At 62.1% G+C, this 13,835-nt stretch carries 13 protein-coding genes and 1 riboswitch; of the genes, 7 read left to right on the forward strand and 6 right to left on the reverse strand.

Features of this window, described 5'->3' with window-relative positions; translation table 11 throughout:
- Window positions 1-59 precede the first annotated feature (59 nt).
- Window positions 60-148: riboswitch (glycine riboswitch) on the forward strand.
- Between the two features lie 137 nt (window positions 149-285).
- From gcvT to gcvP, 3 genes are all read left to right on the forward strand, one after another.
- Complete coding sequence (gene gcvT, locus B5527_RS26550) at window positions 286-1,434, forward strand: glycine cleavage system aminomethyltransferase GcvT (protein WP_079604174.1); 1,149 nt, start codon at window positions 286-288, stop codon at window positions 1,432-1,434.
- Between the two features lie 56 nt (window positions 1,435-1,490).
- Window positions 1,491-1,856 (forward strand): glycine cleavage system protein GcvH, encoded by a 366-nt coding sequence (gene gcvH, locus B5527_RS26555; protein WP_079607515.1) that lies wholly within the window; start codon window positions 1,491-1,493, stop codon window positions 1,854-1,856.
- A gap of 170 nt (window positions 1,857-2,026) precedes the next feature.
- On the forward strand, window positions 2,027-4,900 hold the full coding sequence (gene gcvP, locus B5527_RS26560; RefSeq protein WP_079604175.1) for an aminomethyl-transferring glycine dehydrogenase: 2,874 nt from the start codon (window positions 2,027-2,029) through the stop codon (window positions 4,898-4,900).
- A 139-nt stretch (window positions 4,901-5,039) separates the two neighbouring features.
- On the opposite strand, the gene B5527_RS26565 is transcribed toward gcvP, so the two are convergent.
- The 3 genes from B5527_RS26565 to recA all read right to left on the reverse strand — a co-directional run bounded on the left by B5527_RS26565 (window position 5,040) and on the right by recA (window position 8,238).
- Window positions 5,040-6,038 (reverse strand): hypothetical protein, encoded by a 999-nt coding sequence (locus B5527_RS26565; RefSeq protein WP_079607516.1) that lies wholly within the window; start codon window positions 6,036-6,038, stop codon window positions 5,040-5,042.
- 17 nt (window positions 6,039-6,055) lie between these two features.
- Window positions 6,056-7,033 (reverse strand): hypothetical protein, encoded by a 978-nt coding sequence (locus B5527_RS26570; RefSeq protein ID WP_172842673.1) that lies wholly within the window; start codon window positions 7,031-7,033, stop codon window positions 6,056-6,058.
- A 116-nt stretch (window positions 7,034-7,149) separates the two neighbouring features.
- Window positions 7,150-8,238, reverse strand: coding sequence for a recombinase RecA (gene recA / locus B5527_RS26575; protein WP_079604176.1), 1,089 nt, complete (start codon window positions 8,236-8,238; stop codon window positions 7,150-7,152).
- A gap of 680 nt (window positions 8,239-8,918) precedes the next feature.
- Here recA and B5527_RS44525 point away from each other — a divergent pair.
- On the forward strand, window positions 8,919-9,071 hold the full coding sequence (locus tag B5527_RS44525; protein ID WP_154072538.1) for a hypothetical protein: 153 nt from the start codon (window positions 8,919-8,921) through the stop codon (window positions 9,069-9,071).
- Between the two features lie 490 nt (window positions 9,072-9,561).
- On the opposite strand, the gene B5527_RS26585 is transcribed toward B5527_RS44525, so the two are convergent.
- The 3 genes from B5527_RS26585 to B5527_RS26600 all read right to left on the reverse strand — a co-directional run bounded on the left by B5527_RS26585 (window position 9,562) and on the right by B5527_RS26600 (window position 11,637).
- On the reverse strand, window positions 9,562-10,335 hold the full coding sequence (locus tag B5527_RS26585) for an outer membrane protein (protein WP_079604178.1): 774 nt from the start codon (window positions 10,333-10,335) through the stop codon (window positions 9,562-9,564).
- A 613-nt stretch (window positions 10,336-10,948) separates the two neighbouring features.
- Window positions 10,949-11,287 (reverse strand): hypothetical protein, encoded by a 339-nt coding sequence (locus B5527_RS26595; protein ID WP_079604180.1) that lies wholly within the window; start codon window positions 11,285-11,287, stop codon window positions 10,949-10,951.
- Window positions 11,288-11,406: 119 nt separating this feature from the next.
- Window positions 11,407-11,637: a hypothetical protein gene (locus B5527_RS26600; RefSeq protein WP_079604181.1), complete on the reverse strand. Its 231-nt coding sequence runs from the start codon at window positions 11,635-11,637 to the stop codon at window positions 11,407-11,409.
- A 203-nt stretch (window positions 11,638-11,840) separates the two neighbouring features.
- Between B5527_RS26600 and B5527_RS26605 the strand changes: the two genes are divergently transcribed.
- The 3 genes from B5527_RS26605 to B5527_RS26615 all read left to right on the forward strand — a co-directional run bounded on the left by B5527_RS26605 (window position 11,841) and on the right by B5527_RS26615 (window position 13,812).
- Complete coding sequence (locus B5527_RS26605; RefSeq protein ID WP_079604182.1) at window positions 11,841-12,029, forward strand: hypothetical protein; 189 nt, start codon at window positions 11,841-11,843, stop codon at window positions 12,027-12,029.
- A 53-nt stretch (window positions 12,030-12,082) separates the two neighbouring features.
- The gene (locus tag B5527_RS26610) at window positions 12,083-12,841 is read left to right on the forward strand and encodes a Crp/Fnr family transcriptional regulator (protein WP_079607518.1); all 759 of its coding nucleotides are present in this window, start codon (window positions 12,083-12,085) and stop codon (window positions 12,839-12,841) included.
- Between the two features lie 248 nt (window positions 12,842-13,089).
- Window positions 13,090-13,812, forward strand: coding sequence for a Crp/Fnr family transcriptional regulator (locus B5527_RS26615; RefSeq protein ID WP_172842674.1), 723 nt, complete (start codon window positions 13,090-13,092; stop codon window positions 13,810-13,812).
- The last annotated feature ends 23 nt before the right edge of the window (window positions 13,813-13,835 follow it).

Genomic DNA, 13,835 nt, shown 5'->3' on the forward strand with positions numbered 1-13,835 from the left:
GTTGCTGCAGCTGCGTTGACAGCCTTGGTGCAGCCGTGTTTTCTTCCTATCTGTAAGAGATAGTCACGTCGGGAGAGATCGGCTACGACGCCGGCGCCGAAGGAGCAACCGCCCCGGAAACTCTCAGGCAAACGGACCGCGTGACTTGCTAGCATCTGGAAAGAGACGCCGACGGGTTCAAGCCCGGACGTGTCCGCCGACGGGATAATACTCTCAGGCACAGCGACAGATGGGGCTTCGACTGGTTTTCGAGGAATCGTCCTCGGGAACCGCGAGGGCCCTGTAATGCTTGCGCGCGACGAACAATCCCCGCTGAAACGTACCCCTCTGCACGCGGTCCATCTCGCGAGCGGCGGCAAGATGGTGCCGTTCGCGGGCTATGACATGCCGGTGCAATATGCAACCGGCGTGCTCAGGGAACACCTTCATACCCGCGCCAATGCCGGCCTGTTCGACGTCTCGCATATGGGCCAGATCGCGCTGCGCCCGAAATCCGGCAAGCTCGAGGACGCCGCTTTGGCGCTGGAGCGGCTGGTGCCCCAGGACATTCTTGCCATCCCGGCCAGCCGGCAGCGTTACGCGCAGTTCACCAACGCTGTGGGGGGCATTCTCGACGACCTGATGGTGGCGAATTTCGGCAGCCATCTGTTCCTGGTGGTCAACGCCGCCTGCAAGGCCGAGGACGAGGCGCTTTTGCGCGCCAACCTGTCGGACGCGTGCGTGGTCGAGCCGCTCGCCGATCGCGCGCTGATCGCGCTGCAGGGGCCGAAGGCGGAATCGGTGCTGGCAAAGCTTTGTGCGGACGCGCCTGACATGCGGTTCATGGACGCCGGGCCCCGCCGGGTCGGCGGCATCGAATGTTACGTCTCGCGCTCCGGCTACACCGGCGAGGACGGTTTTGAGATTTCGGTCCCGGCTGAGCGGGCCGAGGAATTGGCGAAAGCGCTGCTGGCGAACAGCGACGTGCTGCCGATCGGGCTTGGCGCGCGCGACAGCCTGCGGCTCGAGGCCGGACTTTGCCTGTATGGCCATGACATCGACGCCACGACGACGCCGGTCGAGGGCGCACTGGAATGGTCGATTCAAAAAAGCCGCCGCCATGGCGGCACGCGTGCCGGTGGTTTTCCCGGCGCGGATGCGATCCTGCCGCAGTTCGAACAAGGCGCGCCGCGCCGCCGCGTCGGCCTGAGGCCGGAGGGCCGTGCCCCGGTGCGCGAAGGCGCGCTTTTATTTGCGGATGCCACTTCATCCGAACCGATCGGCACCGTCACCTCCGGCGGCTTTGGACCCAGCGTCAATGCTCCCGTGGCGATGGGCTATCTGCCGTCGACGCAGGCCGCGTCAGGCGGCCTGGTGTTCGCCGAGTTGCGCGGTCAGCGCCTGCCGCTGCGGATCGCGCCGATGCCCTTCGTTCCCAACACCTACAAACGTTGAACTTGCAAACGTTGAACTTGCAAACGCTGAAACTTGCAAACGCCAGAGGATTTTTCATGACGACGCTGTTCACACCAGACCATGAGTGGCTCCGCATCGAGGGCGACGTCGCCACCATCGGCGTCACCGACTATGCGCAGTCGCAACTCGGTGACGTCGTGTTCGTCGAACTGCCCAAAGTCGGCCGCAGCCTGAAAAAGGCCGAAGCCGCAGCCGTGGTCGAATCGGTCAAGGCGGCCTCGGACGTCTACGCGCCGATTTCGGGCGAAGTAATGGAAGTCAACGACGCCGTGTCAGCCGAGCCGGCGCTGGTGAATTCCGACGCCGCCGGCAAGGCCTGGTTTTTCAAATTGAAAATCGCTGACCGAAGCGAACTCGACGGCCTGATGGATGAGGCCGCGTACGCCAAACATACGGCCTGAAATGGAGCACGTTGTGTTCGTTCGAAAGAATCCGGTCCGTACTCTACCATCGTCATGCCCGGCCTTGTGCCGGGCATCCACGTCTTCCTTTTTTCAGTCAAAGACGTGGATGGCCGGGACAAGCCCGGCCATGACGTGTTGATGCAATTCGACGCGATGAGGAACACCCCATGACCGCGCACCGCAAACCCGCCGCCGAGCCCGCCGCCACCTTCGTGCGCCGCCACATCGGCCCCTCGCCCCGCGATGTCGCGGCGATGCTGGAGACCGTCGGCGCAACAAGCCTCGGCGCGCTGATGGCCGAAACCCTGCCGTCTTCGATCCGGCAGAAGGCGCCGCTCGATCTCGGCTCTCCCCTGAGCGAGACCGAATCGCTTTCGCATATGCGCGAACTGGCCTCGCAGAACCAGGTCTTCACTTCGCTGATCGGCCAGGGCTATGCGGGGACGATTTTGCCGGCGGTGATCCAGCGCAACATCCTGGAAAACCCCGCCTGGTACACCGCCTATACGCCGTATCAGCCGGAGATCAGCCAGGGCCGCTTGGAAGCCTTGTTCAACTTCCAGACCATGATCTGCGATCTCACCGGGCTCGATGTCGCCAACGCCTCGCTGCTGGATGAAGCCACCGCGGCGGCGGAAGCGATGGCACTGGCGGAGCGGTCCGCGCAGACGAAGACCAAGGCATTCTTCGTCGATTCGGAGGTGCATCCGCAGACGCTGGCGGTGCTACGCACCCGCGCCGAGCCGCTGGGGTGGACGTTGATAACAGGCGATCTCACGACCGATCTTGCTGACGCCGAGGTGTTCGGGGCGCTGCTGCAGTATCCGGGAACGACGGGCGCGGTGCGCGATTTGCGTCCGGCGATCGCCGCGTTGCGCGCCAGGGGCGCGCTGGCGATCGTCGCCGCCGATCTGCTGGCGCTGACGCTATTGGCCTCGCCAGGCGAACTCGGCGCCGATATCGCGATCGGATCGGCGCAGCGTTTTGGGGTACCGATGGGCTACGGCGGCCCCCACGCCGCCTACATGGCGGTACGCGACGCGCTGAAGCGCGGACTGCCCGGCCGCATCGTCGGGCTGTCGGTCGATTCGCGGGGGCAACCCGCCTATCGGCTGGCGCTGCAGACCCGCGAGCAGCACATCCGCCGCGAGAAGGCGACCTCCAACATCTGCACCGCGCAGGTGCTGCTGGCGGTGATCGCCTCGATGTACGCGGTCTATCACGGCCCGGAAGGCCTGACCGACATCGCCCGCGTCGTGCATCGCCGCGCTGCCGTGCTGGCGGCGGGGTTGCGGAAGCTTGGCTTTAAGCCGCAATCCGAGGCGTTCTTTGACACGGTGACAGTGGATACCGTCGATAGGCAGAGCGAGATCGTCGCCCGCGCGCTTGCTGAAAAGATCAATTTGCGAATTGGCCAGCGTACGCTCGGCATCGCGCTGGACGAAACCACGACGCCTGATGTGGTCGAGGCGGTGTGGCGCGCCTTCGGCGGCGAACTGGCTTATGCCGATATCGAAGCGGGCGCGCGGGATGCGCTTCCTGCGGAATTGAAACGCAACAGCGCGTTTCTGACCCACCCGGTATTTCACGCCCACCGCTCCGAGACCGAACTGTTGCGCTACATGCGCAAACTGAGCGACCGCGATCTGGCACTCGACCGCGCGATGATTCCGCTGGGCTCATGTACGATGAAGCTCAACGCCACCTCCGAGATGATCCCGCTGACCTGGCCCGAATTCGGCAGCTTGCATCCGTTCGCGCCGCGCGAGCAGGCCAAGGGCTATCACGCGCTGTTTGCGCGGCTGGAGAAATGCATGTGCGACATCACCGGCTATGACGCGATCTCGCTGCAGCCGAATTCCGGCGCGCAGGGCGAATATGCCGGGTTGCTGGCGATTCGCGGCTATCACGCCGCCCGCGGCGAGCCGCATCGCAAGGTGTGCCTGATCCCCTCCTCCGCCCACGGCACCAATCCGGCGTCCGCCAGCATGGCCGGGATGGAGGTCGTGGTGGTGGCCTGCGATATCAGGGGCGACGTCGATGTGGACGATTTGCGCGCCAAGGCGGAAAAACATTCGAAAAATCTCGCCGCCATCATGATTACCTATCCCTCCACCCATGGCGTGTTCGAGGAACATATAAGCGAGATCTGCGACATCGTGCACGGCCACGGCGGACAGGTCTATCTCGACGGCGCCAACCTGAATGCACAGGTCGGCTTGTCCCGGCCCGGCGATTACGGCGCCGATGTCAGCCATCTCAACCTGCACAAGACGTTCTGCATTCCGCATGGCGGCGGCGGACCCGGGATGGGACCGATCGGCGTCAGGGCTCACCTTGCACCGTTCCTGCCGGGCCATCCCGTCACCGATGACGCCGATCCACGCCCCGTCGGGCCGGTGTCGGCGGCGCCGTTCGGCTCGGCGTCGATCCTGACCATTTCCTACATCTACATTCTGATGATGGGCGGCGAAGGCCTGACCCGAGCCACCGAGATCGCGATTCTCAACGCCAACTACATTGCGGCCAGACTCGATCCGCATTTTCCGGTGCTGTATCGGAATGCAAAAGGCCGCGTCGCGCATGAATGCATCGTCGATCCGCGCCCGCTGAAGACATCCAGCGGCGTCACCGTCGACGACATCGCCAAACGGCTGATCGATTACGGTTTCCACGCGCCGACCATGAGTTTTCCGGTGCCGGGCACGCTGATGATCGAGCCGACCGAATCCGAATCGAAGGCCGAGCTCGATCGGTTTTGCGAGGCCATGATCGCGATCCGCCGCGAGATCTCCGAGATCGAGAGCGGCCGCTGGAAGGTCGAGGCCTCACCCTTGCGCCACGCGCCGCACACCGTGCACGACATCGCCGACGACGCCTGGGCGCGGGCCTATTCCCGCGCCGAGGGCTGTTTTCCCGCGGGCACCTCGCGCACGGACAAATACTGGTGTCCGGTGGGGCGGGTCGACAACGTCTACGGCGACCGCAACCTGGTCTGCTCGTGCCCACCGATCGAGGACTACGCCCAGGCGGCGGAGTGATGCTGTCCACACGGCCGTCATTCCGGGGCGATGCAAGGCATCGAGCCCGGAATCTCGAGGTTTCGGTGCCTTCTCGAGATTCCGGATCAGTCCGCATGCGCGGGCTGTCCGGAATGACCAGATAAAAATCGGCGCACGGCTAAGGCGCGATCAAAGTGCGGGTGGCCGGGTCCCACCGCCAAAGGCGATCGTTGGTCAATTCGGTGCCGCCCCACCAGCGATGGATCGGGTTGCACCGGCTGAAATCTTCGGTCCGCGCCAGAATGCCCTTGCCGAACGCGGTGAGCTCCAGCTTGCTTTGTTGGTATCGCTCATGACGATTGCGGTCCTCGTGCATCTCCGGCGTGAACGGGCCCTCATCGAGACCGGATACGGCCGGCACCGGACAATGAGCGAGCCCGCCCATTAACGCGCCGACTTCCCAGTAGCCGAACACGCGCCGTTCGTTGCGCTTTTTGTCGCCGGGAAAGACATCGAACGGGCCTGCCTTGCCTGCCGATATCAGCTCCAGCATCCGCATTTCCGTCGCGCCAAGCCCCGTCGCGGGCATGGGGAGTTCTTCGAGCAGTTCCAGCACGCTGTGCCGAAGCTGCGGCAGGACGCTGAGGTCCCCGCCGAGCAGGTTGAACCAGTCCTGCGGCGTCGGCCGGCGATAGGCCTGCCAGGCCATGCTGGCAGCTTCAAGATGATCGTTCCGGATCGTGATGGCCGGCAACCGCCATGTGGCCACCTCGTCCGGCAGGTGATTGCCGATGGCCACGTCCGCCTGGACCAATGTCAGCTTCGGAGCAATCTTTGCGTGCTGACGCAAATAGTCCAACAGCCAAATCAACGTCAGTTGTGAATTCGGGTCCGGATCGATCCATAACTCGATCGTCTCGCACCGCTCGCACAGATCAATCAATCCGATTTCGTTCCCAGCGAATTCTCCGGGATGCTTCCGATAGGCATTCCTCAGCCAGAGATCGACCGTCCCGTCAGGTTGCGGGGAGCCCCGCGATAACGATGTGACGAGGTCTGCGTCGGATGGCAGCGGCCCCCAGACGAAGCGAAAGCCAAAGGGAATCACGATGTCGGCCAGACCGGTCTGCCTGGGGCCGCCCGCGCCACTGTCACTGGTTGTCAGAATCAGACGCATGGCGCTCATCCCCTACCCTACGGCTTCATCAGAACCGGATTCCACCGCCACAGGCGATCGTTGGTCAGCCTGGTGCCGCCCCACCAGCGATCGATCGGGTTGTGCCGGCTGAAGTCTTCCTTGTGCGCGACAATCGCCTTGCCGAATTCGGTCAGCGAGAGCCGGCTTCGGTGGTACGCAGGGAGACGCTTCCCCAGGTTTTCTCGCCCGATCGTACGTAGCTCGTCGTCGAGACCGGCCACGGCAGGAATCGGACCATGCGCAAGCCCATCAAGCAGATAGCCGTGCTCCCACTCGTTGAAGATGCGCGTCTGTCGCAAGCTGCGAAGATGGAAAAGCGCATTCGTCCGCTCATACCCGCTCGCGATCAGTTCGAGCATCCGCATTTCCGTGGCGCCAAGTCCCGTCGTGCCGGAGGGAAGCTCTTCGAGCAGGTCAAACAAGGCCGGCCTCAGCAGCGGCAAAGCGCTCAAATCCCTGCCGAGCAAATCGAAGCAGGCTTCCGGAGTCGTCATCCGATAGGCCTGCCAGGTCGCGCTGGCGGTCTCAAGCACATCCCTGGTGACGGCAACGGCCGGCACCTGCCATCTGCCAAGCTCCTCGCCAGATGCCGCATTTAAATCGAAGTCGACGAGGCGCAGTCTCAACCGGGCGACGATCTCCGGATAAGAACGAAAATAGTCGAGCAGCCAAACCCGCTGCAATTGGTCGTTCGGGGTCGGATCAAACCATAGCTCGACCGCCTCACAGTGCCGGCAGAACTCGAGCAGTCCCAGATCCTTGCGGGCTCCAATAGCATCAGGCCACCTGCCAGCGTAGTCCGACCAGTGAGCGCCCGGGGCGTGCGTGTCCGAACGCGCGGCGACATAGCTTGCAAGTTCGTCTGGAGACGGCAGCGGCCCCCATACGAAGCGAAAGCAGATGAAAGGAATCACAACGTCGGCGAGGTCCGTACGCTCGAGGCTGTATTGGCCGGTCAGAATCAGACGCTTCATGGCCCCGCCCGCTTACGCAGAAACAAAAACGGGCGCCTGAAAACGTCGGCAACTCAACGTCCTCAGCGCCCGTCCGTGTCGAAACCTGAGCCCACAGACTCAAGCCCGAATAATAATCAATCCTCCGCCGGCTCTTCGCCGTCGGCGTCGCGCTCCGGCGAGCCGGCGAGAATCTGCTCGGCGATCAGGCCGGAGTTCTGGCGGATCGCGGCCTCGATCTTGGCGGTCATATCAGGGTTGGCCTTCAGGAACGCTTTCGAGTTCTCGCGACCCTGGCCGAGACGCTGGCTGTCATAGGAGAACCAGGCGCCGGATTTCTCGACGATGCCGGCCTTGACGCCGAGATCGAGAATTTCGCCCATCTTGGAGACGCCCTCGCCATACATGATGTCGAATTCGACCTGCTTGAACGGCGGCGCCAGCTTGTTCTTCACCACCTTGACGCGGGTCTGGTTGCCGACCACTTCGTCGCGCTCCTTGATGGCGCCGATGCGGCGGATGTCGAGGCGGACCGAAGCGTAGAATTTCAGCGCGTTGCCGCCGGTGGTGGTTTCCGGCGAGCCGTACATCACGCCGATCTTCATCCGGATCTGGTTGATGAAGATCACCATGGTGTTGGACTTGTTGATCGATGCGGTGAGTTTGCGCAGCGCCTGGCTCATCAGCCGCGCCTGCAGGCCGGGCAGCGCATCGCCCATCTCGCCCTCGAGCTCAGCCTTCGGCACCAGCGCCGCCACCGAATCGATCACCAGCACGTCGACCGCGCCTGATCGTACCAGGGTGTCGCAGATTTCCAGCGCCTGCTCGCCGGTGTCGGGCTGCGAGATCAAGAGTTCATCGATGTTGACGCCGAGCTTGCGGGCATAGACCGGATCGAGCGCGTGTTCGGCGTCGATGAAGGCGCAGATGCCGCCCTTCTTCTGGCCCTCGGCGACGGTATGCAGCGCCAGCGTGGTCTTGCCGGAGGATTCTGGTCCGTAAATTTCCACCACCCGGCCGCGCGGCAGGCCGCCAACGCCGAGCGCGATGTCGAGCCCGAGCGAGCCCGAGGAGATGGTCTCGACGTCCATCGAGCGGTCGTTCTTGCCCAGTTTCATCACCGAGCCCTTGCCGAACTGGCGCTCGATCTGGGAGAGCGCGGCGGACAGGGCCTTGGTCTTGTCCATGGAGGATCCTTCGACGATACGCAGGGCGGTGGCGGACATTGGGTCGTGCTCCTTATGACGGGGATTCGCTAGAGGGACAAACGGGGCGGCGATTTAGGGACTGCAGCGATTGACGGCAGCGATGATTGATGGGAACACCGTACCCTATTTGTTCCAGGTTCGCAATATGTTCTTTTTTGGTGCTGGGTACTGGCCTGTTTTGGCCCCCTCGTGGCCTAGTTGAATTTCGCAGGCTTAATTTGCTCTGTTAACGATTTCGCGATGTGAGCAATTTTGACCACCACGTCGGCTAGCCGACGTGAGAGAGTATTCCATCACCGCACCGCCTTCGGCAATTATCGGTGACAGAGAGTGCTGCACGCTCCCGCCCAACACAGGGAATGCGTCCATGCCATTAGCCCATTCCACCGAACCATCACTACTTCCGATCGAACGGCCACGTTGTCCCAAATGTCAGGGCCGCATGATGTTGGCCCGGATCGAACCTGGCCCCGCCCATTCCGACCTGCGGACGTTTGAGTGTCCGAAGTGCGAGCATATCGAGAAAAAGCTGGTCGAAGACCCGATGACTTCAGCCAAGCCGGGATGGCAGAACAGCGGGCTTAGGGCACCGGGGTAATGTCGGAAATCGAACTTATCCCTGCGGCACAGGGATAACTCGCGGTCACAATGAACAATTCCCCCGCTTCCCCGTCATATAAGAACGGGAGGTGGCGCGAATGCCCTCAAGGAATGAGCGAGTAGAACTCGAAATCAAGATCATCAAGTACCGGGCCCTGGCGCGGCAAGCGCCCGACGTTGAGACCACGCAACGCATCAACGGATTGATTGCCGAACTGGAGCAGAAGCTTCGCGAGATAGACGGCCAGTAATTTTGAATTTGCGCGTTTCGCCCGCTCCCTGATCTTCGAGCAATTCAGATGCGAGCAATGAGCCACTGGCCTGTTGCTGTTGCGACGCCTGGTCGCCAGATTTCAATTCGTTAGGGCCTGATTTGATCACAACAGATTAGGACCGGGATGCTCGATCTCCGCAGCTCTACGGAGATTGGGCCTTGCTCTGGGATCAACAACGGCCCACGTCCAGAATCACGAAATCACGCCTGGGGGCGGCCAATAGGTTCACCCCAAAGAAACGGCCCCAGCGCGGGCGCGCAACTGGGGCCGAAGTTATTAGGGAGGAGTGCCGCATATCGGCACAACCCCGATATGGGTTTCGTGGTCCGCCGATCCCATTAAATTCGCTGTTAGGCTGTGCCCTGATTGAATCGTCAGCCAGCCTGTTTCGAATAAGGGCACAAAAAAGCCCCGGACGAGGCCAGGGCTTTTCGTTGTCGGGATTACAATAGGACCGCAGGGCGGTTTAGAACTTGTAGTTCACGCCGACCTTCGCGATGGAGAGCTTGTTCACGACGGAGGCATTGAGGAAGTCGCCCGGCGCGGCAGAAACCGAAAACGCCACGTTCTTCGACTGGAATTCTATGTAGTCGTATTCGAGAAAGCCGGTCCAATTCCTGGCGAACGCGTACTCGGCGCCCATGCCGAGCAGCCAGCCGGTTGAGGTGCTGGAGGCGCTGGTCAGCGCCCCTGCGGCACCGACGATGCCACCGCCGCCGCCGACCAGGGCAGTAGACACGGTTGCGCTCTGATCGTTGTGCATCCACGCACCGCCGCCCTTGATGTAGAGCAGAGTACGGTCTGCGACGACGCCGCCGAACCGACCCGTAACCGTCGCCAGCCAATCACTCTTCGACGTGCACGCAATAACCTCGAGGCAGGGTGTCGTTCCCTTGACGTCCATTCCGGCGATATCGCCCTGGATGCCGAACACTGCCCAGCCGGACTGATAATTATACCCAACCTGCCCGCCGCCCAGGAAGCCGCTGCGGCTGTTCTGGGCCAAGGCAAGGTTGAAGGGGGTGGTCGGAATTCCGGGGCCCGAAGCCGAAACGAGGTTGGTCTCGGTGGTTCCCCAGCCAGCGCCCGCATGGGCGCCGATATAGAACCCGGTCCAGGTCCAAATCTGTTCCGGCGCCGGCATGGCCTTCATCGGCAGGTCTGCCGCATAGGCGGAAGCACTCAGCGCTCCCGCGGTAGCCGCCGCGCAAGCCACCAAAATTTTGTTCAATCTGTTCATCGCCCGTTCCCAGTAAGGTTTAAATCGTGAAGGTCCTTACCGGAGCGTGGGACGGGAGTCTGTGGTTGCCGGGCAACACAGCGCAATTGTTCCATCGCCGCCTTATCTCCATCGTTAAGTACACAATTGGACATACCACGCCATCATTTTGGCGTATGTCCGCACCGCTCGTCTGCGGAAGAATACTGATGGAATACAAAGAGATGGAATACTCGGCTGTTCAACTGACTGAAGGAAGTGGCTGGAGATGGGAACTCAGGTTGGGCGAAGCCGGTGACTGAGAGTTCGCGCGTTCTGGCCTGATTTAGCGAGGGTGCTGTGCCCCACTACCGAGCTTACATCATTGGCCGCGACGGCCATTTCGTGGAAGCAATTAATCTGGATTGTGCGGATGACGCCGCAGCCATTGAGTCCGCCAGGCAATTTGCTGACGGCCACGGTGTCGAGGTTTGGCAACTGGACCGCCTGGTAGCGAAGCTCGCAAGCGAGCCGGAGTAAGGCCGCCCCCTCCAGAAGCGCGGCCGGCTTCACCGCAAGATGCCATCCGAATTCGACGACGAACCAGCCGGTCTCGGAGCAGGCGTAGGGACCCGCCGTAGTTAAAGGCGTGGCCTCAGCCGGCCCGCGCTTTCGGAGGCTCCGGATCCCCTTCGTCTGTCGCGGTAAAGCCCTGCCGAAGTTCCTTCGCAGTGACGAAGCGGGCCCCGATCAGTTCGCCCTGGCGCCAGACCATTGAACAGACCCGCAGAACCTCGCCACCGGCCGTGAAGGCGAGGCCGAAAAGGTCCGGCACCGCCAGCGCGCCGACATCCAGGCAGACGCCCTCGTCGGAAACTTCGAGGATCGTGCACTCGATCCACGGAGCGTCCGGCGCCGGGATCAAAAATCCCGGCTTGTTCATATCGACCCGCACCTGCTTGCGCGCACCAAGCTCTTTGCGACGTTTCGCCATCACTTCCCCGCAGGCCGAAGCCCAGGCGAAAATACCTTGAACATCTGTTGTCTAGAAAAGTTAACAATTCTATGGGGTTGGAACGAAATAAATGGGCTCCGAAGAGCACACGCAGAGGGTCAATCGGCGCTTGGCAACCGCCGCATGGTGAATTCGATATCGCCACCGGGCAGTTCGCGCCAACTCTCCACCCCGCTCATATAGGCGGCCTTGGGATAGCGGGTCAGGAAATCGCGCGCCTTGCTTCGCGCCTTGTCGCGCGGCAGCGTGAACGTCTCGCGCAGATAGCCATCATCCGGCTTGCGCCGGGCAGCCATCCGATCGGCGATATCGCGCGGGCGAGCGGCCATGTCGCAACTCCAACAGATCTGACGACGTAACCAATATAGCGCTTGTGGGAACCAATCCGAGTCCCGCCCCCTGCGGAAGCGAGGAATTTGAGTCGCATAGCGGACATAAAGCCGATACGATATGAATATTGCCGGCAACGACGTTCAGGCGCCGGCGACTGAGAGCCCCAATGGGGACTCCCGCCTCGTAGCGAGTGAGTCCGATGGCAGAATCTTTCCACCTTCGCGACCAGGCCGAGCGTTGCAGCCGTCTCGCCCGCGACTCCAGCGATTCCAACTTGCGCGATAGTGTTCTCGGACTTGCGGAGGAATACACCGCACGCGCCAACGCCCAGGAAAATGACGACACGGCGGTTTGGCGGGCGGGCTCGGACGACGACGGCGCGGCCTGATTGCACTGCAAATCGACTGCTCGGTTGCAGCACTCCAGCAGAGACAGCAGCTGATGCCTAAACGGAACCAACGGACTAACCGCCTTCTCTCGCTGTTGTCGGATGACGATTACGAACGGTTGCGGTCGCATTTGTCGCCCGTCGTGTTTGATTACAGGAAAAGCCTCTATGAGGCGTCGCGTCTGATCGAACGTGTGTATTTCCCCGTCGATGGCGTTGCTTCGCTTGTCGTCACCACAGCCGAAGGCGCCAGTGCGGAGGTCGGCACCATCGGCAGCGAAGGCATGGTGGGATTGCCGATTTGTCTGGGCGACCGCGATTCGCCGTCATCGGTTTACGTTCAGGTCCCTGGGAAGGCGCTTGAAATGGATGCCCGCCTGTTCCGCGGTGAACTTGACCGCAGCCCGACGTTGAACCTGATCATGCTCCGCTATGCCCATGCTTTCTTCAACCAGGTCGCGCAATCGGCCGCCTGCGCTCATCTTCACCGGGTGGAGCAACGCTGTTGCCGCTGGCTGCTGATGACGCGCGAACGGATGCCTTCAGCCGACTTTTTGCTGACCCAGGAATTCCTGGGAATGATGCTCGGCGTCCGGCGAACCACGGTCACCGACGTGATGGGGGGGTTGCAAAAGGCGGGGCTGATCCGGTATCGGCGCGGCCACGTCACGATCCTCGACCACGAGGCCCTGCAGCAACGCGCCTGCGAGTGCTACGAGATCTCGAAATTGGAATTTGACCGGCTGCTGGGCGATACGACTGTTGCGCCCAGGACCGACAAGAAGCACCGATTGATCAGCGAGGTCGGATAGACCTCTGGGGTCAGAGACATCGACGTCCCTTACGTCCGTTTTCCGACACTAGTTTCAATCCAAAGAGAACGCTCCGCGCCAGCGCCACTGCGGTTCAGGCCTCAAAAGGGAATTGGCGCTATGACGGCTACCGGACCGACAACGCACCCTTCTTGTCCCTATACATGAGTCTTTCCGCGGATCGCCTCTCGGAAGCGTCCTTTCACCCCTGCGGTAAATGGGCCCGACCGATCGGGCGGGATATCGCAGTGTCAGTACAAATTTCAAACATTTCAAACACCGGTTTTCCCTTGGACAATAAATTGCTCGCCCTGCTGCCACGCGATCACTTCGACCGGCTGCTTCCGCATCTGTCGACGGTCTTGTTGCAACAGGGCATCGTGCTGTACGAATCCGGCGACGAGGTCGACCAGGTTTACTTTCCGCACTACGGCATGCTGTCGCTGCTGACGGTGCTGCGCGACGGCAAGGCGATCGAGACCGCCACCGTCGGCCGCGAAGGCGTGGTCGGGGCAATGGCCGGGCTTGGCCTCTACAAGTCGCTGGTTCGCGTCGTGGTGCAGATGCCGGTGGCCTGCAGCAAGATCGCCGCCACCCATTTCAGGACGGTCGCTGGTGCCAGCGATCCCGTTCGCAATCTCTGCATCCGCTACAACGAGGTGCTGCTGTCGCAGGCCCGGGTGACGGCTGCGTGCAACGCTTTGCACTCGATCGAGGCGCGGTTTTGCCGCTGGCTGCTGCAAAGCGCGGATCGCGCGGCAAGCGACACCGTCACGCTGACGCAGGAATTTCTCGCCGAAATGTTAGGGGTGCGACGCACCTCGGTGACGGAAGTCGCGAGCAAGGTGCAAAACTCGGGCGCGATCACCTATTCGCGCGGCGTGATCAGGATCCTGGACCGCGCCGCGCTGATGCGGATGTCCTGCGAGTGTTACGAGACCCTGCTGGACCAGTCCGCCACGCTGGCCTGATGGCCCCCGACAAGCCGTTGTTC

Origin of the sequence: Bradyrhizobium erythrophlei (genome assembly GCF_900129425.1) — a bacterium.
In the GTDB taxonomy this organism is placed as follows: domain Bacteria; phylum Pseudomonadota; class Alphaproteobacteria; order Rhizobiales; family Xanthobacteraceae; genus Bradyrhizobium; species Bradyrhizobium erythrophlei_C.